Genomic DNA, 21,308 nt, shown 5'->3' on the forward strand with positions numbered 1-21,308 from the left:
TTCGCGCGGCGCGAGCACGCGCGCGGAGAGCAGCGCGCCCGCGGCGATCGCGCGCAGCGACGAGACGCAGCCCCTGCCCGCGAGTGCGCCGCCGCCGAAGGCGTCGCCAGCGAACGCGGCGGCTGCCGCAGCGAGCAGCTCGCGGACGGCGAGCGAGCCCGCGCCCCGCGCGGGCGACGAGCCTCCCGACTTCGACGCGATCCCGCTGCCCGACGAAGCGCCGCCGGAGGCCTACGAGCCGAGCGCGACTCCGCGCGCCGCGGCGACGCCGCGCTCCTCGGCGCCTGCGCCGCTCTCGCAGGTGTTCGACCGACTGCGCGCGTTCGCGCAGGAAGAGAACCGCGGCCTGTTCGCGGCGCTCGAAGGCGGCCGGCTGCTCGCGAAGAGCGACGACGCCCTGCGCATCGCGCTGCCCTCCGCGATCGCCGCGCGCCGCCTCGAGACGCGCAAGTCCGAGCTCGAGGGCGTGATCGCGCGCTTCTTCGGCAAGCCGATGCGTGCCGAGCTCACGGCCGACGCGGGCGCGGGCGCCGCGCAGATCGGAGCCAAGGCGAACGGCGGCAGCGAGACCGCGCGCAAGCGCCGGCAGGAGGCGCTGTCGCATCCCTCGGTGAACGCGGCGCTCGAAGTGTTAGGGGCCGAGATCGTCGAGATTCGCCCGCTCGGCGGCGTCTCGTAGGTGCGCACGCCCGCGCCGATCGAGCGGCTCGTCGCCGGGCTGCGCCGCTTGCCGGGCATCGGCGAAAAGTCCGCGACGCGCCTCGCGTTCCATCTGCTCACCGCGCCCGACGCTCAGGTGGCCGAGCTCGCCGACGCGATCGCGCGCGTGAAGCGCGAGATCGTGCTGTGCGCGGAGTGCTTCGATCTCACGGACGTGTCGCCGTGCGCCGTGTGCCGCGACGAGAAGCGCGACGCGGGCGTGATCTGCGTGGTCGAGGAGCCCGCCGACCGCGCCGCGATCGAGCGCAGCGGCGGCTTCGAGGGCCGCTACCACGTGCTCGGCGGCGCACTCGCGCCGCTCGACGGCATCGGCCCCGGCGAGCTGCGCGTGGCCGAGCTCGAAGCGCGCGTGCGCGGCGGCGCGGTGCGCGAAGTCATCCTCGCGACGAACCCGAACGCGGAAGGCGACGCCACCGCGCACCTGATCGCCGAGCGCCTCGCCGGCACTTCGGCGCGCATCACGCGCATCGCCTACGGCATGCCCCTCGGCGGCGACCTCGAATACGCCGACCACGTCACCGTGGGCCGCTCGCTCGCGAATCGCAAAGAGCTCTAAGCGCGCACTCGCGGCGCCTCGCCGCTGCACGCCGCCCTCCGAAAAGCGCGGGAGGCGCGGCTCAAAGCCGCGCCGATCCGCGCCCCGCCCGTGAAGGACGAACTACCTGCCAAGCCCCCGAACGCCGCGGCACGAGCCGCGACGCCAGCAAGAGCGTTCGCAGCGGGGCCGGGGGCGGCTGCGGCGAGGTCAAGCACAGCTCGGCCGCGATCACCGTGCAGCGCTGCGCCTCGACGCGACGCGTTCACCCACATCCATCGAGACGCCCACCAAGAGCGGCCGACAGCGAGCCACGAGCCGCAGCCGCCCCCGGCCCCGCCGCGAACGCGGAGCCCGCCCGAGCCTCCGCGCCCCGCGCACACACTCCTACTACGACACGAACGCCTCGATCTCCGCCGCCCGCGTCTCCGCATCCGCCTCGCCCAGCTCGATCAGCCGCGACAGGTAGTTCGGCTGGAACATCACCATCGAGAGCACGTCGTTGGAGCGCGTCTGCTGCGTGCCGAGGCCGCGCGTGAAGTAGCGGAACGCGCCAGGCAGCTCGGCCTCGAACTCGCTCGCGAGCTTGCCGAGGTCGCGCGAGGGCCGCAGCTGCAGCAGCTCCACGCGCCGCATCGCACCCCGCTGTTCGGGCGGCATGCGCTCGATCATCTCGTTGATGCGCTCGAGCGCGAGCGCATCGGCGTCGACGAGATCGAGGAACACCGCGTTGAACAGCACGCCCAGCATCTGCGCGATCGGCGGGTAGCCGTCCGTAACGACTTGCGCCGCTTCCTCGCGCGTGCGCGCGTAGCGCGTCGAGATCGTGATGATGCGCGACGCGCCGAGGTGCACCGCGGGCGAGAGCGGCGCGGTGAGGCGGATGCCGCCGTCGCCGTAGTACTGGCCGTCGACCGCGATGGCCGGGAAGAACAGCGGCAGCGCGGAGGACGCCATCACGTGCTCGACGCGCATCGCGGTCGCCACGCTCTTGCGGTCCGCGCGCTCCCAGGTCGCCACCTCGCGTCCCTGCACGAACGTCACCGACTGCCCGGTCGAGTAGCTGGAGGCGGTGATCGCGACCGCGCGCAAGCGGCCCAGCGCGAGGTTCTGCGCGACCCCGTGCAATGCGCCGTCGTCGCCGTGCAGTGCGACATCGAGAAAGCGACGCAGCGGGCGCGTGTCGACGAGCGCGTACGGGCGACGCTCCTTGATCGCCCCGCCCGTCGAGAGCTTCGCGCCCGTGCGGAGCACGCGGCCGATCAGGTGCAGCGGATCTACGTGAAAGACCTGGTCGACGGTGAGCCCGCTCCACAGCTGCGTGAGCGACTCGACGGTCGCGGCGAACGAACCGGTGCGCCCCGCCAGGTAGGCCGCGTTGATCGCTCCCGCGGAGACGCCAGTGAGGATCGGCGGGGCGAAATCGGGGATGCGACGCGCGAGTGCGCGCAGGAAGCCCACCTGATAAGCGGCGCGCGCGCCGCCTCCGCTCATCACGAGCGCGATCTCGCCGCGCGATCCCATCACGGCCTAATTGCTCGCCACGCCGCCGCGCAGTACGCGGCCGGCGAGCGCGCCGGTGTGCACGCCGCCCTGCATGAACGGCTGCCCGTTCACGAACGTGGCTGCGTAGCCGCTCGCGCGCTGCGCGAAGCGGCCCGCGCCGTTCGGGAAGTCGTGCACGTACTCGGGAACCGGCAGCGCGAGGCGCGCGGGGTCGATCACGTTCACGTCGGCGAAACTGCCCACGCGCAACTCACCGCGCTGCGCGATTCCGAACGCGCGGGCGGTGTCGGAGGTGAGTCGCTGCACCGCGCGCTCGGGCGAGAGCGCCCCCCGCGCCAGCACCCAGTGCGAGAGCAGGTAGGTCGGCGCGCTCGCGTCCATCGTGAGCCCGACGTGCGCGCCGGCGTCGGCGAGCCCCATCAGCACGACCTCGTCGCCGAGCATCGCGCCGATCGGCGCCTCGTCTTGATTCAGGAACGGGAGGCAGAGCAGCAGCTTGCCCTCGGTCTCGAGCGCGAGGTCGATGAACGCTTCGACGGGAAGCACGCCTCGGCGCTCGGCGAGCGCGAGCAGCTTGTTCTCGGGCCGGCAGTCGTACTGCGCGCGTCCAGCCGGCCCGTTCAGCACGAACCACGGCGCGAGCGAGTCGCGGTCCGCGCGCGCTTCGGCGACGAGCTGCCCGCGTCGCGCGGGATCGCGCAGCACGGCGAGGCGAGCTGTCAGGGAGAGCTCGCTCAGCGCGCGCCAGCTCGGGTGAAAGTCGAAGGGCGTGCGGTGCGCGATGCCGGTCAGCACGCCGATGAAGCGCGGCGCAGTCTGCGGGCGCAGCTTCGCGCCGCGCGCGTTCGCGGCCTTCGCGAGCGAGAGCGCGAGCTGCCAGTGCGCGCCCTGCCCGCGCGTCTGCGAGAGGTTGAACGTGAGGACGCCGCCGGAGCGCTTCGAGACGGCCTCCATCCACGCGAGCTCGCTCTCGACGCGCGGCTCGGAAGGGCCCTCGCCGTCGAAGCGCGGGGCGACCTCGAACACGCGCCCGCCGCGGCGCGCGAGCACGTCCGCGATCGCGAGCAGCTCGTCCGCGCGCGCGAAGGTGCCGGGCACGTAGCGGCCGTCGGGAACTTTGTGGCGCAGCGTGCGCGAGGAGGAGAAGCCGAGCGCGCCGGCGGCGAGCGCGTCGTCGACGGCGCTCGTCAGGGCCGCGAGCTCGCTCGCGCTCGGCGCCGCATCGGGGTCGAGGCTGCGCTCGCCCATCGCGAAGTACCGCGCGGCGCAGTGGCCGACCATGCCGCCCACGTTGAGCCCCTTCGGCACGCGCTCCAGCCAATCGAGGAAGCCGCCGTAGCCCTCCCAGTCGAACGGCAGGCCCTCGAGGATGCTGCGCGCCGGGATGTCCTCCACCGACTCCATCATGCGCGCGAGCGTCTCGCGGTCGCGCGCGCGCACCGGCGCGAAGGTCACGCCGCAGTTTCCGATCACGACGGACGTGACGCCGTGCCAGCACGAGGAGCTGCCGAGCGGATCCCAGGCGAGCTGTGCGTCGAGGTGCGTGTGGATGTCGACGAAGCCCGGCGTAACCCAACAACCCGCGGCGTCGATCTCGCGCGCACCTCGCTCCGCGATGCGTCCGATCGCCGCGATGCGGTCGCCCGCGATCGCGAGGTCCGCCTGGCGCGCGCGGGCGCCGCTGCCATCCATCACCGAGCCGCCGCGGATCACGAAGTCGTACGCCATGCGCTCTCCATACCACGAACGGCCTCTAAAGCCCCTGCTCGAGCGCGCCGAAACGAGCCGGAAGCCGGTGCGGGCGCAAACCCCGGGCGCTAACTAGGCGCGCGGGCGGGAGAGCCTGCGAGCCCGGTGACTTGGCAACGCTCTTGCCGGCCGATGAAAGCTGCGGGCGAGTCGCATGATGGACACGCAGATGGTCATGTACGAGGAGGATCACAAGAAGATCCTGCTCGTGATTGGCCGGCTGGTTCGAGAAGCGAACGCGAAGGCGGTGTTCGTCGTCGATCGCAACGGTCAGCTGATCGCTGAGGCCGGCGAGACGCGCGGCATCGACACGACTTCGCTGGCGTCGCTGACCGCGGGCACGATCGCCGCGACGGGCGGTCTCGCGAAGATCATCGGGGAGACGGATTTCCCGGTGCACTTCCATCAGGGCGTGAAGGACAACCTGCACGTCACGATGGTGGCGGGGCGCTGGATCCTCGTCGTCGTGTTCGACGAGCGCAGCTCGCTCGGTTTGGTGCGCCTGCGCGTGAAGAAGGCGATGGCCGACCTCTCGAAAGTGTTCGAAGACCTGAAGAAGAAGGCCGACTCGGAAGCGGCCAGCGGCTCGTCGCCGTTCGCCGAGATCACGGACGACGACATCGACAACCTGTTCAACGATTAGGGCCGCAGCACGCCATGTCGTTCATCAACTACTCCTCGCGCGAGATCAACTGCAAGATCGTTTATTACGGGCCCGGCCTGTGCGGCAAGACCATGAACCTGCAGTGGATCTATGCCAAGACCAACCCCGACCTGAAGGGGAAGATGATCTCGCTCGCGACCGAGACCGAGCGCACGTTGTTCTTCGACTTCCTGCCCCTCGCGCTCGGGCAAATCCGCGGCTTCAAGACGCGCTTCCACCTCTACACGGTGCCGGGCCAGGTCTTCTACGACGCGAGCCGCAAGCTGATCCTGAAGGGCGTCGACGGCGTGGTGTTCGTGGCCGACAGCCAGATCGAGCGCATGGAAGCCAACCTCGAGAGCATGGACAACCTGCGCATCAACCTGAAGGAACAGGGCTACGACCTCGACAAGGTCCCGTTCGTGATCCAGTACAACAAGCGCGACCTGCCCAACGCCGCCCCGCTCGAGGAGATGCGCCGCGCGCTCAATCCGATGGGCGTGCCCGATTTCGAGGCGTGCGCGTCGAGCGGCGCTGGCGTGTTCGAGACGCTCAAGCACGTCGCGAAGCTGATCCTGTCGGACCTGAAGCGGCTGGGGCGGTAGCGGTCCGTCGTACGTTGCCGAGCACAGCGGCCCGCCGCGGGCGTACAGTGCCCGCATGCCGTTGATCAACGTCGCCGGCCGCAAGGTCTACTACGAGTCGCACGGCCCGACCTCGGGCACGCCGCTCGTCCTCGTCATGGGAATGGGCGGCTCGTGCAAGGGCTGGCTGCCGCTGCAGGTGCCGGAGTTCTCTCAGCGCCACCGCACGCTGATCTTCGACAACCGCGGCGTGGGCGAGTCCGAAGATCCGGGCGGCCCTTTCACCACCGCCGACCTCGCCGACGATCTCGCGGGCCTGCTGCACGCGCTCGGCATCACGCGCGCGCACGTGCTCGGCGCGTTCCTCGGCGGCATGGCGGCGCAGCAGTTCGCGCTGCGTCACCCCGATCTGTTAGGGCGATTGGTCCTGGTCGGCACCTGGGCGCGGCCCGACGCCAAGCGGCGCCTTCTGCTCGAGAAGTGGCGCGCCATGGCGCGCAGCGGCGTGCCGCGAGAGATCTTCGTGAGCGAGCGGCTGCTCTGGACGCTGCAAGACGAGACGCTCGAGCAGCGCGACCTGATCGACGCGATGTCCGCGAGCTTCCCCGGCGAAGGCGCGGGGGCGACCGGCGACCTGCTCGCGCGCCAGTGCGACGCATGCCTCGGCCACGACGTGCTCGATCAGCTCCGCAACATCCCGCACCGAACGCTCGTGATCTGCGGCCGAAACGATCAGCTCACGCCGCCGAAGATGCACCGCGAGCTCGCCGACGAGCTGCACAACGCGCGCCTCGCGACGCTCTACGGCGCGCACCTCGTGATGGCCGAAGCGGCGCAGCAGCTGAACCAGGCGGTGCTGCACTTCCTCGCCGAGCGCTGACAGGCGAACGCCCGCGCCTCCGTAGTTTCCGCGAGTGATCCCGGTAGTCCCGCTCGTCGCCCGGCTCCGTGCAAGGTCCGAAGAGCCGGCAACAGCTTCGCAGGAAGGCGGAGCTTGCCGGGAGGGACCGACGTGAACGATTCAGGCGACTCCGTCGCAGTGCGTGCGAACCGCGTGCGCGCGTTGCGCGAGGAACGAATGATGAGCCGCGAGGAGCTCGCGCAGAAGGCGGGCGTCTCGCTGCGCACGATCTGGAGCGTCGAAACGGGACACGAATGCCGGCTCGACACCAAGCGCTCGATCCTGCGTGCGCTCGGGATTCCGCGCACGCGCTTTCGCACGGTGTTTCCGTCGCCCGCTGCTCCGGCGGCCGCAACGTCGCCGCTGGCGGGTGTGCTTGCGCCCCCCGCGGCGTAGTCGCGCCACCTCCGCGCGCCCGCAGGAGCTCCGATGTTCATTCTGATCGGCTGGGTCGTCGCGCTCGGCGCGGTGTTCGGCGGCTTCGTGCTCGCCGGCGGAAAGCTCGGCGCCCTGTTTCAGCCGCTCGAGCTGCTCATGATCGGCGGCGCAGCCATCGGTGCGCTCGTCGCCAGCAACCCGATGAAAACCCTCAAGTCCGTCGGCGCCGCCCTGGGCGCGATCTTCAAGGGATCTAGGTACACGAAAGCGCTCTACATGGAGCTGATGGCGCTGCTGTACGAGATCTTGATGAAGGTCCGCAAGGAGGGATTCCTCTCGATCGAGCGCGACATCGAGCAGCCCGAGAGCAGCGCGCTCTTCAGCAAGTTCCCGAACGTTCTCGCCGAACACCACGCCGTCGGCTTCATCACGGACTACCTGCGCCTGATGGCGAGCGGGAACCTGAACGCGCTCTAGATCGAGGCGCTGATGGACAGCGAGATCGAGACGCACCACCACGAGGCCGAGGCTCCCGTGCACGCCGTCCAGAAGATGGCGGACGGTCTCCCGGCATTCGGCATCGTGGCCGCCGTCATGGGTGTCGTTCACACGATGGAATCTCTCCATCTTCCGCCCGAGCAGCTCGGCATCTTGATCGCGCACGCGCTCGTCGGAACGTTCCTCGGGATCTTGCTGTCGTACGGCGTCGTCGCGCCCCTTGCCTCGATGCTCGACGTGAAGGCGGCCGAGGGAACGAAGCTGCTTCAGACCATCAAGGTCACGTTGCTCACGAGCTTGCAGGGCTACGCGCCCGCGCTCGCGGTCGAGTTCGGCCGCAAGGTGCTCTACTCGACGGAGCGCCCGGAGTTCGCCGAGCTCGAAGCGCACGTGAAGCAGAAGAAGGCGGCGTAGGCGCACGTGGCGGAGGGCACCCAACCGATCGTCATCAAGCGCATCAAGAAAGTCGCTGGCGGACACCACGGCGGCGCTTGGAAGATCGCGTACGCAGACTTCGTGACCGCGATGATGGCGTTCTTCCTGCTGATGTGGCTGCTGTCCTCCAAGCCGGAGAAAGAGCGCGAGGAGATCGCGCGCTACTTCAGCAAGCCCTTGATCGAAGCGATCCTCGGCACGGATGGCGCCGCCGGCGGCTCTGACGCGACGCCGTCGGTGCTGCCCGCCGCGGGCATGGACCTGATCGTCGTCGAAGGCAACGACATGCGGGGCGTCGAGCAGTCCCACGCCCGCACCGAGCTCGAGCGCAGGGAAGCGGCGGGCCTCGAGAGCCTGATGCGCGAGATCGAACGCGCGATCGAGGCGGATGCGGTTCTGCGCGAGCTGCGCGACCAGCTCCTACTCGACCTCACGACCGAGGGATTGCGCATTCAGATCGTCGACGAGAAGAGTCGGCCGATGTTCGAGTCCGGTGCGAGCACTCCGCTTCCCTACACCGCGGAGTTGCTGCGGGCGATCGGCGCGAGCCTCAACGCGACGTCCCACAAGCTGAGCATCTCGGGCCACACCGACGCGACTCCGTTCTCGGGCGGGCCGGCGAACACCGGCAATTGGGAGCTCTCCGCCGAGCGCGCCAACGCGGCGCGGCGCGAGCTCGTCCGCGGCGGGATGAGCGAAGGCAAAGTGATGCGCGTCGTCGGACTCGGGGCGGCCGTGCCGCTGCTCGCATCCGAGCCCAATCACCCGATGAATCGCCGCATCGCGATCGTCGTGCTCAACAAGGCGACCGAGGCGACGATTGCGCGCGATGGCGGTGTGGCCGCGGTGCGCGTGCCGACGAACCGCGAACGCTTCGCGCTGCCGACCACCGATGCGACACCGGCGCTCGCACCGGCGGAGGCCGTTGCGCCCGCGCGGAAGGTCGAAACCGAGGTGCTCCCGCCCGCGCACGGCGCGACGCCCCCGGCGGCGCTAAGCGAGGAGCATCCGTGACTCGCGCTCACCCCGCCGCCGAGCCGGCTGCTTGCGACTCGCGATAGGCATTGAGCTCGTCCTCGAGGCGGTCCGCCGGAAGCATGCCGAGCTCGGCGATCACTTGACCGAGCGGAAGGCGCGCGTCGCGCTGGCGCGCCAGGAGCCGATCGCGTTGCTCCTCGGTCATTGCGCCCATCTCCACGGCCAACGCGCAGAACCTGAGCTCGCTCTGCGCTTGGCGCTCGAGCACGGCGACGATCTGATCGAGCGTGAGCACGCCTTCCTCAAACGCGATGCGTCCGATCGACGGGCGCATCGCTTCTTGCCGCTCGAGCGCCTCGAGCAGCTGCCGCTCCGAGAGCAGGCCGCGATGAACGAGATGTTTCCCGAACATGAACGCCTCCCGCGACGAGTTGTGCCCTTCATCGGCTGAAGGTTGAGGCGCGTTGAGGGGTCCGAGCGTGTCTGCGTATTCCTGCGGATTGGCCTCGCCCCTCTGAGCGCCGATACGCGAACTCTCTCGCGCGAGGAGCGGCATCGCCTTGGAAGCCAAGTATGTAGCGCGGCAGGCCATCCTCGATCGCCGCCAGGAAGCCGTCGCCTACGAGTTTCTCTTTCGCGACGGTCCGGTAAACGCGTTTCGCTGCGATTCCATCTCACGCGCCACCAGCAGCGTGATCGCCGATTCCTTCCTCACGATCGGCCTGGATTCGCTCACCGGCGGCCGCCCGGCATTCATCAACTTCTCGCACGAGTCGCTGGTGCAGGACCTCGCGTATCTGCTTCCGCCGAAGCTGCTCGTAGTCGAGGTGCTCGAGAGCGTCGAGCCCGACGCCGCCGCCATCGACGCGTGCCGGCGCCTGAAGAGCGCGGGCTACACGCTCGCGCTCGACGACTTCGAGTGGTCCGAGGCCTGGCGCCCGCTCGTAGAGATTGCCGACATCGTGAAGATCGACTTTCGCGCGACGCTCGGCGAGCGGCGCCACGCCATCGCCGCGCAGCTGCGGCCATTTGGCCTGCGGCTTCTCGCCGAGAAGGTGGAAACCTGGGAGGAGTTCGAAGACGCGCTGGCGGCGGGCTACGACCTTTTCCAGGGCTACTTGTTCAGCAAGCCGGTCATTCGGACTGCGCGCGACGTTCGCGGCTTCGAACACTCGCACGTCCAGATCCTTCGGGCGGTGAGCTCACCAGACTGCGACCTCAAGACCCTGGAAGAGCTCGTGCGACGCGATGTCGCGCTCACCTACAAGATCATGCGCCGGGTGAACTCCGCCTCGTTCGGCGTGACTCGCAAGACCACTTCCTTGCGCTCGGCGCTTGCGCTCCTGGGAGTCGACGAGGTCCGCAAGTGGGTGGCGCTGCTGGTCGTCGCAGGCCTCGCGAAGGGTTCCCCGACCGAGCTCGTTCGCGTGGCGCTGCTGCGTGCACACTTTTGCGAGGCGGCCGCCTCGTGCTTCGAGGTCGGCGACCGGGCGACCGACCTCTTCCTCGCCGGGTTGTTTTCTGAGATCGGCACGATGTTGCAGCGACCACTCGCCGAGGCGCTCGACGAGATCGGCCTGCCGAAGGACCTCGAAGCCGTGTTGAGCGGCGAGGACGGCCCACTCGCAAGCCCGCTGCGCTGCGCGAGAGCGTGGGAACGCGGCGACTGGGACGCCATCCAGAAGCTCGCTGCGAACTCGCCATCTCGCGGAGACAGCCTGCCGGAAGCCTACGCCGAGGCCCTGCTCTGGCTGCGCGAGTGCCAGCCGCTCACCGAGTGAGCGCGAGATCTCGGCGGGCGGCGCGCAGGCCTTGCTGCGCGGCCAGCTCGAAGCGGGCGCGCGCGGCGTCGTCCGGCAGCCGTGCTGGAAAGAGATCCTGCGCGCTGCGCACGCGGCCGAGCCCGTCGCGATAGATCGCGTGGGCGCGCGTGAACTGCGTCGGGGACTCGAGGCCCGCGGCGGCCGCGAGCGACGAGAGCCCGGCGCGCATCGTGATCACGAAGTTCAGCGCGCGCCAGCGCTTCTCCTCCACCACGAGCGCGCGCATGCGCCTCGGATCCGTCGTTGCGACGCCAGCCGGACACTGGTTGGTGTGGCACTTCTGCGCCTGGATGCAGCCCACGGAGATCATGAACGAGCGCGCGACCTGCACGAGGTCGGCGCCGAACGCGAGCGCGAACGCGGCGCGATCCGCCGAGAACAGCTTCCCCGACGCAATGATCCGCACGCGATCGCGCACGCCGTAGAGCCTCAGCGAGTCGTCGAGCGCGAGGATCGCGGAGCGCACCGGTAGGCCCACGCTGTCCGCCATTTCCTGATAAGTCGCCCCGGAGCCGCCTTCGCCGCCGTCGACGCTGATCCAGTCCGGTCCGTCGCCGCGCCGCGCCATCGCGGCGGCGAGCTCGTCGGCGCCGTCGGGCGAGCCGATCACGATCTTCACGCCGATGGGCTTGCCGGTGGCCTCACGCATCAGCGCGACGTGATCCAGCAGCGCGTCGACGTTCGCGAGAAACGGGAAACGATTCGGGGAGTCGACTGACTTCCAGGCGGGCACGCCGCGCATCGCCGCGATCTCCGGCGTGACCTTGCTGCCCTCGAGGTGTCCGCCGCGAATCTTGGCGCCTTGGTGCAGCTTGAGCTCGAAGCCGCGCACCTGCGCCAGCGCCGCCTTCTCGCGCAGCGCGTTCCAGTCGAACGCGCCGCTCGCGTCGCGGACGCCGAAGCAGCCAGGTCCGATCTGGAAGATCAAGTCGCCCCCGCCCGCCAGATGGTGCTCCGAGAGACCCCCTTCGCCCGTGTTCATCCAGCTTCCGGTCGCCGCTGCGACCCCCTCGGAGATCGCGCGAATCGCATGACTGCCGAGCGCGCCATACGACATCCCGGAGACGCCGATCTGACCGCGCACCACCCACGGCGTCGCGAGGCCCGCGCCGATTCGGATGGCGTGCGCGTCCTCCAGCGTCCACGGCGCTACCTGCACTTCCTGCACGCTCTCGGCGCGCTGGAGCAGGCCTTCGCGCTCGATCACGTAGCGCCGCGTGGTCAGCCGCGCGCGCTGATCGACGGCGAGTTTCGCCGCGAGTGTCGGAAACAACGCATTGCGCAGATACCAGCCAGGCTGATCGAAGTCGCGTTTCGATCCGAACGAGATCAGCGTGTTCAAGTACTTCGAGGCGAACACGACGGAGAGGAAGTCGGTGCGCGAGAACGGTTTCCCCGTGTGGTCGCCGTCGAAGAGGTACTGGCGCAGCTCGGGCCCGACGTGCTCGAGCAGGTACCGAATGCGGCCGACGAGCGGGAACGCGCGCAGTACCGCGTGTTGGCTCTGGCGTCGGTCGCTGAGCCACAACACGAGCAGCAGAATCGGCGGGCCAGCGAACATCGCAGCGATCAACGCGAACGACGCGACGCTCATCCACTCCGTCGCGCTCACGACTCGCCTCGGCGCCGACTCGGGTGTCCGAACAGCCCGCGCGAGCGAATCAAGCGGGCCACGGGCGTCGGGACCGCTTCGACCCAGGTGTCGTCCGCCTTTCGGATCGCGTCGAGAATGTCCGGTGAATAAAAGCGCAGCAGCGAACGGTCGTAGCCGACCATGGGCACCAGTGCGTCGCGCTCGCACAGAAATTGGTGAAGCGCCTGCAGCGCCGGCGGCAGCTCGAGCGCGTGCGCGCCGGTGAGCTTCTGCGTGCCGGGCTCGAGATACGGGTACACGTAGATGCGAAGGTCGTTCCGAAACAGCCGGCCGAAGGCTTCGAGAATTCCGCCGGGCAGCTCTTGGTAGTACCTCTCGTCGAAGAGGTCGCGCAGCGAGTTCGCACCCATCACGAGGCCGGCGGGCTTGTCCGTGAAGCGCGCGAGATAGTCCGCGAGGCGCCAGTACTCGAAGTAGTCGGAGATCAGCACGCGGTACCCCATCGCGCACAGCGCGTCGGCGCGATCGAGGAAGTCGCGCAGGTCCACCTCTCCATCCGCGAGCAGATTGCGCATCGTGATCTCGGCCAGCACGACGGGCTCCTCCCCGGGCACGTCGCGGAGGAAGCGCGCGTTCGCGCAGCGAATCATGTCCACGTGCACGCGCGTCACGGGGCGGAAGCGCCCCCGCTCCACGAGCACCGACTTCCCGTGAAGCAGGTCGGCAGGGAGCAGCACCTCAGCGTCGGGACCGAAGGCCGCGACTGGCGCGAGGCCGAGCTGCACGAGGCGAAGACTCATCACGCGGTTGTCGATCTGCGAGAAGCGATGGCCCGAGAAGTCGACCAAGTCGATCTCGACGCGGTCGCGCGACAACCCGTCGAACAACGAGGCGAGCAACGTGTCGGGATCCTCGTGGAGAAAAGCCGCGCCGTACACGAGATTCACACCGACGATGCCGAGCACTTCCTGTTGCTGTTGTGCCTCGACGTCGAGCAGCCGAACGTGAAGGACGATCTCGCTCTCGGGTTCGAGCGGCGCGGCTTGGAAGCGGATCCCCAGGCGCCGAGTGAGCAGCTCCGCCGCGTGCATGTTCCACGGATATAGGCGCCCACCACACGTCCGATGAAGCCGCCGATTCGCGGCTCGGAAAAACTGCGGTCCTCGCGAATGCGTCCGTTTCGTCGCGAGATCCTCGCGACCTGCCGCGGCGCGCGCGCAAGGGTGCACAGCGACGAAAGCGCGCTACGTCCCGACCGTTCAGTGGGGAAGCGTCAGCGTCTCGAGCGCTCCGCGCAGGCGGCGCGCGTAGCTGCGCGCCGCGGCGAAGGCGACCTTCTGCGCGATCCAAGGTCGCGCCTGCATCAAGTAGAGGAACGCGCGCTCGTCGATCTCGATCAGGCGGCAAGCGCTGCGCGCGACGGCCGTCTCGGCGTGCGCCGCGCTCGTGAACAACGCGAGCCCACAGAGCAGCTCGCCTGGCTGCACGACGGCGATGTCGCGCTCGACGACGTCGCGCAGGCGCGTGCGAATCAGCACGGAACCTTCGCGCAGGATGAACAGCGACTGCGAGGAGGCCGCGTTTCCGCTGCCCTCCTGGAAGATCGCGGCGCCGGGGCGAACCGCGCACAGGCGACTCACCTGCGCGAGGCTCATCGCACCGTCGATGCCGATGTCGCGCAGCTCGGAGCTCCGCAACACGAAGCGCGCGAGCTCCTTGCTCACGTCGAGCACGTGGTCCCAAATCGCGTCCTGAGTGCTCGGCGTTACCGACTTGAACGCGACGCCCGTCAGCATCGCGGAAGTCGCGGGGTTCCACGCCTGCCAGCACCCCTGCGCCTCGACGCGCAGCGGACCTTGGGGAAGGTGGAGCACGAGCTGGCGGATGCTCTGCGTCGCCAGCGGCGAGCTCGTCGCGATGCAGGCGCCGCCGATCGAGAGATCGCGGGTCATCGCCGGCAGCGCCCCGGAGAACTGATCACTCGCGACGTCTACACGCAGCTCCACGCCGACGCGGGGGTCGCTGCGGCTCTCCATCGCCGCCACGCGGCGTAGCCGATCGTTCGCGTCGTTCACGGCGCGCCCTCCCGCCGTGTAGTTCGGACGAGGACGGGGCGACTTGAGCGCATTTCCGACGGAGCGCGCGTCCCTAACAAGCAAGAGCGGCGAGCGCGTAGCGCAGCCGCTTCGCAGCGAGCGAGAAGCCGGAGCGAACCCCTCCGACGAACGCGCCGCTCGAAGCCGTGCGAGCGCTACGGGCTGACGAGTCCCTCGCGAATTGCGTAACGAACCAGGCCCGGCGCTTTGTGGACGCCGAGCTTCGCCATCAGCGCGTTGCGATGCGTCTCCGCCGTGCGCGTGGAGACGCCGAGCGTGGCGGCGATCTCCTTGCTCGACAGCCCCTCCGCGATGAGCTGCAGCACCTCGCGCTCGCGGCCCGTGAGCCGCGCCCGCCCCATCGCTCGCTCCTCCGGCGGCCGCGCGAACGCGGTGACGAGATGCTGGGCGATCTCGGGCGAGAGGAAGCACTTGCCCTGCTTCACCACGCGCAACGCCGCGAGCAGATCGTTCTCTCGCGCCGATTTCAGCACATAGCCCGCAGCGCCCTCGAGCAGTGCGGCCTCGACGAAGTCCGAGCGATCGTGCTGCGAAAGGATCACGATCTTGCACGCCGGCAGCTCTTCGCGGATGCGCGTCGTGACGTCGATTCCAGAGAGCTGCGGCAGCCAGATGTCGACGACCGCGAGATCTGGCTTGGTGCGCAAGATCAACTCGACTGCGCTGCGCCCGTCGCCGGCCTCTCCGACGACCTCGAACTCGCCGGACACTTCGAGCAATCGCCGAATTCCATCTCGAATGATGGCGTGATCATCAACCACGACAACGCGATTCGACATCCTCAATCCCCACTATGAGAAAACGTCGAGACAGCAGTGCTGTAACTACGATCGGTCCTCCCACCTCCAACCGTACGCGCTGACAGCGGAGATTCCACCGCGAAAATACGCAGATCGCGAAGTGGAAGGGCGCAGGATGTTCTGGGGCAGCAGGGTACGGGGCGCCTGAGGTACCGGGTCGGGTCTCCTAGCGCGGGCCACCGGATCCTCCGAGCACGAGCGCCACGAGCTCGGCCTGCGACTTCACGCCGAGCTTCTTGAACGACGCCTTCAGGTGATTGCGCGCCGTTGAGATTGCGACACCGAGGTCACTCGCGACTTGTGCGACGCGCTGACCGCGCGCGACGCGCTCGACGACCTCCCACTCACGGTCGGAAAGCGACTGCAGCTTGCGCGAGTCTTTCCGCGTGCGCGCGAGTGGCGAGTAGCTAGCGGCCGCGGCGTGCGCCTCGCGCGCCTCGGCAACGATCTGCGCGAGCGTCGCGCTGACGTTGTCGCGCACGCGCTCGAGGTAGTTCGCGAGCAGGTCTCGCAGCGCGGGGACGCCGAGGAAGAGAATCATCGCTCCGGCGAAATCGTGGCGCTCATCGCGCAGCACGATCGGGATCCCGATCACGCCCGCCAGCGATTTCCCCGGTCCCTGCACCACGCCGCGAAAGACGGCCGCGTTGCCTCCGCGCCAGTCCGCCGCCCGCACGACGAAACCCGAGCGCTCGCCCACCGGGAGGAAGTCGAAGAAGCTCGCGCCCACCAGTTCGCCCGCGGCGCCTCCGAACAGCGCAGCGGCCGCGGCGTTCGCGTAGGCGATGCGACTCGCTCGGTCGACCGCAATCGACGCAAGCGGCAGATCCTCGAGAAATCCTCGAATCGGCATGTCCAGCGCGGCGTGCACCACTGGCTCCGAGACAAAGGGAAGGCGACCCACATAAGACCTGACGCGAACCCGAAAGGCAATCAAAGCTCGCGACTTTCGTGGGAGGCGTCTTCAGGGCGTGCGGAAGGCAATCCGCGAGAGGGTCGGCGCCAACAGGGCATTGGCGGCGACCGCCGCGCGGAGAGAGCGCGCGCTCAACGGGCCTGCGCCGGCGACGTAGATGCGGTTGTCGTGCTCGGCGACCGAGACCTCGACCACGCGCGGGAAGCGCTCCGCGAGCGCGCGGCGCACCGCGGGCCCTTCGTCGATCGTGTTGCTCGCGACGACGCCCCCGGCCCGCAGCAGCCGCTTCGCGTGCGCCAGAACCGGCAGTGGGAAGCCCTCGGGCTTCCGCAGCGTGTTCTCTTCGCCGATGAACACGTCCTCTAGGACCGCATCGAAGCGGCCTCGCAGCCGCGCGATCACCTCGCGCGCGTCACCGATCACGACCTCGACGCGCAGCGCATCGAGCTCGAACCAGCGCCGCGCGGCGGCGACCACGTCCGCATCGAGCTCGACGCCGACGATGCGCGCTTCGGGCGCGAGCGCGCGCACGATGCGCGCGGCGGAGCCGGCGCCGAGGCCGAGGATCAAGACGTCGCGGCGGCGCTCGAGCGGCAGCGCGAGCACGCTCGCGGCGAGCGCGTCCCACACCGAACGCGTCGCGATCTCGCCGGGCGTCCACGACGACGCGTAGGTGCCGTCGACGCGTAGCTCGTGGCGCTTCCCGCGCACGCGCAGCTGCACGCGCTCCGCGTTTTTTCTCACGCCGTGCTCGCTCACTTCGCCGCTCCGCATCATGCTCCGGTCGTGTCCGGCACCGAGAATCTCTTCCGCAGCGAAGCGCCGCGCGTCGCGCGCGTGGCCTTGCCCGTTCCCGTGAACGCGCTGTTCGACTACGCGATTCCGCGCGCGCTCCTTAGCGACGTGCGCGAAGGCGTGCGAGTACGCGTGCGCGTGAAGTCGCGGCGCGAGACGGGCGTCGTGATCGCGCTGGCGGACGAGCCCGAGCGCGAAGGCCTCGTGCTGAGCGAGATCGGGGCCGTGCTCGACGCCGAGCCTGCGCTGCCGCCCGCGCTGCTCGCCGCAATCACCGAGGAAGCGCGCGCGCAGCTGTGCCCGCTCGGGATCGCGGTGCACGCCGCGCTTCCGCCTGGCGCTTCGCCGCGCACCGAGCGAGCGCTTGCGATCACGCCGCGCGGGCGCGAAGCGCTGCGCAGCGGCGCCGCGCGCGGCGAGGCGGCGCGCGTGCTCGCGCTGCTGGAGCGACCACGTTCGCCGGGCTGGCTCGCGCGCAAGAGCGCGGCGCCGGCACTGCTCGCCTCGCTCGAGCGTGACGACCTCGTGACGCGCGCGTTGATCGAGCACGGCGCCGTCGCGCCCGCGCAGGTTCGGCGCGCGCTGCTCGCTGCGAACGTCGAGCTCGAAGCGGCGTGCGCCGCGCTCGCGCGCGCGCCGAAGCAGGCCGCGCTGTTACGCGAGATCGCGGCGGCTGGGGCGCCTGGCGCGGAGGTGGAGGCGCTCACGGCGCGCGATGCGAAGCGCGGCGCGCTGCTGCGCGCGCTCGTCGCGCGCGGCTTGGTCGCGATCGCGAGCAGCGCCGCCGTGCTCGGCGAAGCCGGCAGCGAGCGCGCCGAGCCGCACGCGCTGACCGCGGAGCAGACGCGCGCGCACGACACGATCGCGGCGGCGCTCAGCGCACGCCGGCACGAGTCGTTCCTGCTGCACGGCGTCACCGGCAGCGGCAAGACCGAGGTGTACCTGCGCCTCGTCGCCGATGCGCTCGCGCTCGGTCGCAGCGCGCTCGTGCTCGTCCCGGAGATCACGCTCACGCATCAGATGGTGAGCCGCCTGCGCGCGCGCTTCGCCGATCGCGTGGCCGTGCTGCACAGCGGGCTCACCGGAGGCGAGCGCATCGCGCAGTGGAACCAGCTGCGAACGGGCGCGGTGCCGATCGCCGTGGGCGCCCGCTCGGCGCTGTTCGCGCCGCTGCGCAACGTGGGCGTGATCGTCGTCGATGAAGAGCACGACGGCGCCTACAAGAGCGAAGAGGGCTTCCGCTTCCACGCGCGCAGTCTCGCCGCGCGCCGCGCTCGCGCGGAGGGATGCCCGCTCGTGCTCGGCAGCGCGACACCCGCGCTCGAGACGCGCCACGCCGCCGAGCGCGGCGCGCTCGTGCGGCTGCGCATGGAGGAGCGCGCGAGCGGGCGCCCGCTGCCCGCCGTCGTGCTCGTCGACATGGTGCGCGAGCGCGCGAACCTGCCGCGCGGCGCGCGGCGCACGCTCTCGCCGACGCTCGCGCGCGCGCTGCGCGAAACGCTCGCGGACGGCGCCCAAGCGATTCTGTTCCTCAACCGCCGCGGCTTCTCCTCGCAGATCGCGTGCGTCGATTGCCAGGACGTCTCGCGCTGCAAGCACTGCGACATCTCGCTCACTTATCACGCCGCCGCGAACCTCTTGCGCTGTCACTACTGCGACTACCAGCTGCGTCCGCCCGCGAAGTGCGCAGCCTGCGGCTCCGACAGGCTCTCGTTGTTGGGGACCGGCACCGAGCGCATCGAGGAGGAAGTGCGCGCGGCGTTTCCCGAGGCACGCATCGCGCGGCTCGACCGCGACACCGCCGCGCGCCGCGGCACCGTCGAGCGCGTGCTGGCCGAGCTGCGCGCGGGCGTGAAGAACGTGCTGATCGGCACGCAGATGGTCGCGAAAGGCCACGACTTCCCCGGCGTGCGCCTCGTCGGCGTGCTCAACGCCGACATGGGCCTGCACCTCCCCGACTTCCGAGCCGCCGAGCGCACGTTCCAGCTGCTCACGCAGGTCGCGGGCCGCGCAGGCCGCGGCAGCGAGCCCGGCCGCGTGGTGATCCAGACCTATGCACCCGACCACTACGCGATCCGCCCCGTCGCGCTGCACGACTACGAGCGCTTCTATCGCGACGAGATCGGGCACCGCGAATCCCTCGGCTACCCGCCCTTCGGTCGCCTCGCCCTGGTGCGCGTCTCCGCCCAGGACGAGCTCGCGGCGCGCGAGGCGGCAACCGCCCTCGCGAACGTCGCGCGAGACGCAACCGCGCACTTCGGCTCTGGCGTCGAAGTGTTGGGCCCCGCGGAAGCTCCGATCGCCAAGCTACGCGACCGCTACCGCCAACAGATCCTCCTGAAGCACCGCGAAGCCGGCGCCGTGTGGCGCGTCGCCGAGCGCGTGAACCACGCGGCCGAGCAGCTACCGAGCGCGATCCGCACCGCCGTCGACGTGAACCCCGTCGACATGCTCTAGACACAAGAAGCGAAGCGGCCTGACACCCACCTCGCTGCACCCTGGCCACGGAACGCGGGCTGGATGCTGACCGCAAGCCGCGAGCGCCCAATCAGGTGCGTGCTCGTTGCATGACGCGGCGCGCAGCGAGCCGTCAGGCGAGCGAAGACCAAGAAGAGCCGCGCCGCCTCCCTGCCGTGCGACGAGAAATCATCTCCCGCACCGCTACCGTCCCACGCCCTATGCCCCTGCGCCCCGTCCTCCAGTTCCCCGACCCGCGCCTGAAGCGCAAATCGGAGCCTGTCCGCGAGGTGACGGACGCGATCCGGGAGCTCGCCGCCGACATGATCGACGTGATGTACGACGAGCCCGGCATCGGCCTCGCGGCGCCGCAGGTGGGCGAGGCGATCCGCCTGATCGTGATGGACACGGAGTGGACGGGCGAGAGCGGCGAGAAGAAGCCGGGCGTGATGATCAACCCCGAGATCGTCGCGCGCGACGGCGAGATCACGTGGAACGAGGGCTGCCTGTCCGTGCCCGACTTCAACGCGGACGTGGAGCGCTCGGCGCGCGTGCGCGTGCGTTATCAGGATCTCGAGGGCAAGACGCACGAAGAAGACGCGAGCGAGCTGCGCGCGGTGTGCTTCCAGCACGAGCTCGATCACCTCGACGGCGTGCTCTTCATCGACCGCATCAGCAAGCTGAAGCGCAGCCTCTACGTCGCGAAGCGAAAGAAGGCGCTGCAGCGCGAGCTCGAGGAAGCGGCGTCGCCGAAGAAGCTGGTCTGAGCGATCGGCGCTTCGCCGCGCGCAGAGCGGAGATCGAACAGTGGCCTCTGCGTCGGGAAGCGAGAAGCCGAGTGCGCTGGCCGCGCAGCCGCGCGCTCTCCGCGTCGCGTTCTTCGGCACGCCCGACTTCGCGGCGCCCAGCTTCGAGCGCATTCTCGCCGGGCCGCATCGCGTCGCCGTGGCCGTGACGCAGCCCGATCGTCCGCGCGGGCGCGGGCGCAAGATCGAGCCTGGCCCGGTCGCCGCGCGCGCACTCGCCGCGGGCGTGCCGCTGCTCCAGCCCGAGCGCGTGGGCGCGCCCGAAGTCGTTGCGGAGATCGCGCGCCACGCGCCCGACCTCGGCGTCGTCGTCGCGTTCGGGCAGTTCCTGCCGAAGCAGGTCCGCGAGCTGCCGCAGCTCGGGTACCTGATCAACGGCCACGCGAGCCTCTTGCCGCGCCACCGCGGCGCAGCGCCGATCCAGCACGCGATCCTCGCGGGCGATGCGGAGACCGGCGTCTCGGTGATGCGCGTCGAGCGCGAGATGGACGCGGGCGCCGTCGCGCTCGTGAAGCGCACGCCGATTGGCGAGCACGAGACCGCGGGCGAGCTATTCGACCGGCTCGCGGCCCTCACGGCGGACGCGCTCGCGGAGGCGCTCGACCGGATTGCGGCGAATCGCGCGACGTGGACCGAGCAGGATCACGCCCGCGCGACGCTCGCGCCGAAGATCGAGCCCGCCGACGCGGAGCTCGACTTCACGCACGCTGCCGCCGCGCTCGCGCGCCGCGTGCGCGCGATGTCGCCGCGGCCCGGAGCGCGCGCACATCTCGGCGCCGAAGTGCTGCGCGTGCTCGCCGCGCACGCGGAAGCCGGCGACGCGAGCCTCTCGCCCGGCACGCTGCAGCGCGCGGGCGACGGCGTGCGCGTCGCGACCGCGAGCGGCTGGCTCGCGCTCGATCGACTGCAGCGCGCGGGGGGCAAGCCGCTCGCGACGGCGGAGTGGTTGCGGGGCTTCGCGATCGCGGGCGGCGCGCGCTTCACGACGCCGCCTCCCGCCGCGCGCGGCGAGGCCGCGGAGTGACCGCGCGCGCGCCGCTGCGCCGCCGCGGCGGCCGGCCCGCGCCGACGCG

General features: G+C 70.2%; 20 protein-coding genes and 1 pseudogene. 12 read left to right on the forward strand and 9 right to left on the reverse strand.

Translation table 11 applies throughout. The features are described from left to right. A partial coding sequence (locus FJ091_20550) for a hypothetical protein (GenBank protein MBM4385746.1) occupies window positions 1-679 on the forward strand: 679 nt, incomplete at its 5' end. Next, on the forward strand, window positions 680-1,276 hold the full coding sequence (gene recR, locus FJ091_20555) for a recombination protein RecR (GenBank protein MBM4385747.1): 597 nt from the start codon (window positions 680-682) through the stop codon (window positions 1,274-1,276). A 369-nt stretch (window positions 1,277-1,645) separates the two neighbouring features. Here the strand turns inward: recR and FJ091_20560 are convergent, their stop codons facing one another. Both FJ091_20560 and FJ091_20565 read right to left on the reverse strand, forming a co-directional pair. Then, window positions 1,646-2,782 carry a patatin-like phospholipase family protein gene (locus FJ091_20560; GenBank protein ID MBM4385748.1) on the reverse strand — a complete coding sequence of 379 codons (1,137 nt, stop codon included), beginning with the start codon at window positions 2,780-2,782 and terminating at the stop codon, window positions 1,646-1,648. A gap of 3 nt (window positions 2,783-2,785) precedes the next feature. After that, complete coding sequence (locus tag FJ091_20565) at window positions 2,786-4,489, reverse strand: amidohydrolase family protein (GenBank protein MBM4385749.1); 1,704 nt, start codon at window positions 4,487-4,489, stop codon at window positions 2,786-2,788. A gap of 175 nt (window positions 4,490-4,664) precedes the next feature. Here FJ091_20565 and FJ091_20570 point away from each other — a divergent pair, with 175 nt between their 5' ends. The 6 genes and pseudogenes from FJ091_20570 to motB all read left to right on the forward strand — a co-directional run bounded on the left by FJ091_20570 (window position 4,665) and on the right by motB (window position 8,963). Further along, window positions 4,665-5,153 (forward strand): roadblock/LC7 domain-containing protein, encoded by a 489-nt coding sequence (locus FJ091_20570; protein MBM4385750.1) that lies wholly within the window; start codon window positions 4,665-4,667, stop codon window positions 5,151-5,153. A 14-nt stretch (window positions 5,154-5,167) separates the two neighbouring features. Continuing rightward, window positions 5,168-5,758 (forward strand): gliding-motility protein MglA, encoded by a 591-nt coding sequence (locus FJ091_20575; protein MBM4385751.1) that lies wholly within the window; start codon window positions 5,168-5,170, stop codon window positions 5,756-5,758. Window positions 5,759-5,813: 55 nt separating this feature from the next. Further along, window positions 5,814-6,617, forward strand: a complete 804-nt coding sequence (locus FJ091_20580) for an alpha/beta fold hydrolase (protein ID MBM4385752.1) — start codon at window positions 5,814-5,816, stop codon at window positions 6,615-6,617. A 159-nt stretch (window positions 6,618-6,776) separates the two neighbouring features. Further along, complete coding sequence (locus tag FJ091_20585; protein MBM4385753.1) at window positions 6,777-7,034, forward strand: helix-turn-helix transcriptional regulator; 258 nt, start codon at window positions 6,777-6,779, stop codon at window positions 7,032-7,034. 33 nt (window positions 7,035-7,067) lie between these two features. Beyond that, window positions 7,068-7,928 (forward strand): annotated as a pseudogene (motA, locus tag FJ091_20590) (flagellar motor stator protein MotA). 6 nt (window positions 7,929-7,934) lie between these two features. After that, a complete protein-coding gene (gene motB, locus FJ091_20595; GenBank protein ID MBM4385754.1) occupies window positions 7,935-8,963 on the forward strand; it encodes a flagellar motor protein MotB in 1,029 nt (342 codons plus the stop codon). A 7-nt stretch (window positions 8,964-8,970) separates the two neighbouring features. Here the strand turns inward: motB and FJ091_20600 are convergent, their stop codons facing one another. Next, entirely contained in the window at window positions 8,971-9,339 is a 369-nt protein-coding gene (locus tag FJ091_20600; protein MBM4385755.1) for a hypothetical protein, read from the reverse strand. A 148-nt stretch (window positions 9,340-9,487) separates the two neighbouring features. On the opposite strand from FJ091_20600, the gene FJ091_20605 reads away from it, so the two are divergent. Then, window positions 9,488-10,708 (forward strand): HDOD domain-containing protein, encoded by a 1,221-nt coding sequence (locus FJ091_20605; GenBank protein ID MBM4385756.1) that lies wholly within the window; start codon window positions 9,488-9,490, stop codon window positions 10,706-10,708. On the opposite strand, the gene FJ091_20610 is transcribed toward FJ091_20605, so the two are convergent. The 6 genes from FJ091_20610 to FJ091_20635 all read right to left on the reverse strand — a co-directional run bounded on the left by FJ091_20610 (window position 10,698) and on the right by FJ091_20635 (window position 16,936). Beyond that, window positions 10,698-12,344, reverse strand: a complete 1,647-nt coding sequence (locus FJ091_20610; protein MBM4385757.1) for an FMN-binding glutamate synthase family protein — start codon at window positions 12,342-12,344, stop codon at window positions 10,698-10,700. The genes FJ091_20605 and FJ091_20610 overlap by 11 nt on opposite strands. Before the next feature lie 14 nt (window positions 12,345-12,358). Continuing rightward, window positions 12,359-13,435, reverse strand: a complete 1,077-nt coding sequence (locus FJ091_20615) for a TonB-dependent receptor (protein ID MBM4385758.1) — start codon at window positions 13,433-13,435, stop codon at window positions 12,359-12,361. Between the two features lie 168 nt (window positions 13,436-13,603). After that, entirely contained in the window at window positions 13,604-14,419 is an 816-nt protein-coding gene (locus FJ091_20620) for a cyclic nucleotide-binding domain-containing protein (protein ID MBM4385759.1), read from the reverse strand. Window positions 14,420-14,595: 176 nt separating this feature from the next. Beyond that, window positions 14,596-15,240, reverse strand: coding sequence for a response regulator transcription factor (locus FJ091_20625; protein ID MBM4385760.1), 645 nt, complete (start codon window positions 15,238-15,240; stop codon window positions 14,596-14,598). Window positions 15,241-15,427: 187 nt separating this feature from the next. Further along, on the reverse strand, window positions 15,428-16,132 hold the full coding sequence (locus FJ091_20630; protein MBM4385761.1) for a helix-turn-helix transcriptional regulator: 705 nt from the start codon (window positions 16,130-16,132) through the stop codon (window positions 15,428-15,430). Between the two features lie 93 nt (window positions 16,133-16,225). After that, on the reverse strand, window positions 16,226-16,936 hold the full coding sequence (locus FJ091_20635) for a methyltransferase domain-containing protein (GenBank protein ID MBM4385762.1): 711 nt from the start codon (window positions 16,934-16,936) through the stop codon (window positions 16,226-16,228). 27 nt (window positions 16,937-16,963) lie between these two features. Between FJ091_20635 and priA the strand changes: the two genes are divergently transcribed. The 3 genes from priA to FJ091_20650 all read left to right on the forward strand — a co-directional run bounded on the left by priA (window position 16,964) and on the right by FJ091_20650 (window position 21,259). Then, entirely contained in the window at window positions 16,964-19,429 is a 2,466-nt protein-coding gene (gene priA, locus FJ091_20640; protein MBM4385763.1) for a primosomal protein N', read from the forward strand. A 221-nt stretch (window positions 19,430-19,650) separates the two neighbouring features. Next, window positions 19,651-20,196, forward strand: a complete 546-nt coding sequence (locus FJ091_20645; protein MBM4385764.1) for a peptide deformylase — start codon at window positions 19,651-19,653, stop codon at window positions 20,194-20,196. A gap of 76 nt (window positions 20,197-20,272) precedes the next feature. Beyond that, window positions 20,273-21,259: a methionyl-tRNA formyltransferase gene (locus FJ091_20650; GenBank protein MBM4385765.1), complete on the forward strand. Its 987-nt coding sequence runs from the start codon at window positions 20,273-20,275 to the stop codon at window positions 21,257-21,259. The last annotated feature ends 49 nt before the right edge of the window (window positions 21,260-21,308 follow it).

It is taken from the genome of Deltaproteobacteria bacterium (genome assembly GCA_016875395.1).
GTDB lineage: Bacteria > Myxococcota_A > UBA9160 > UBA9160 > UBA6930 > VGRF01.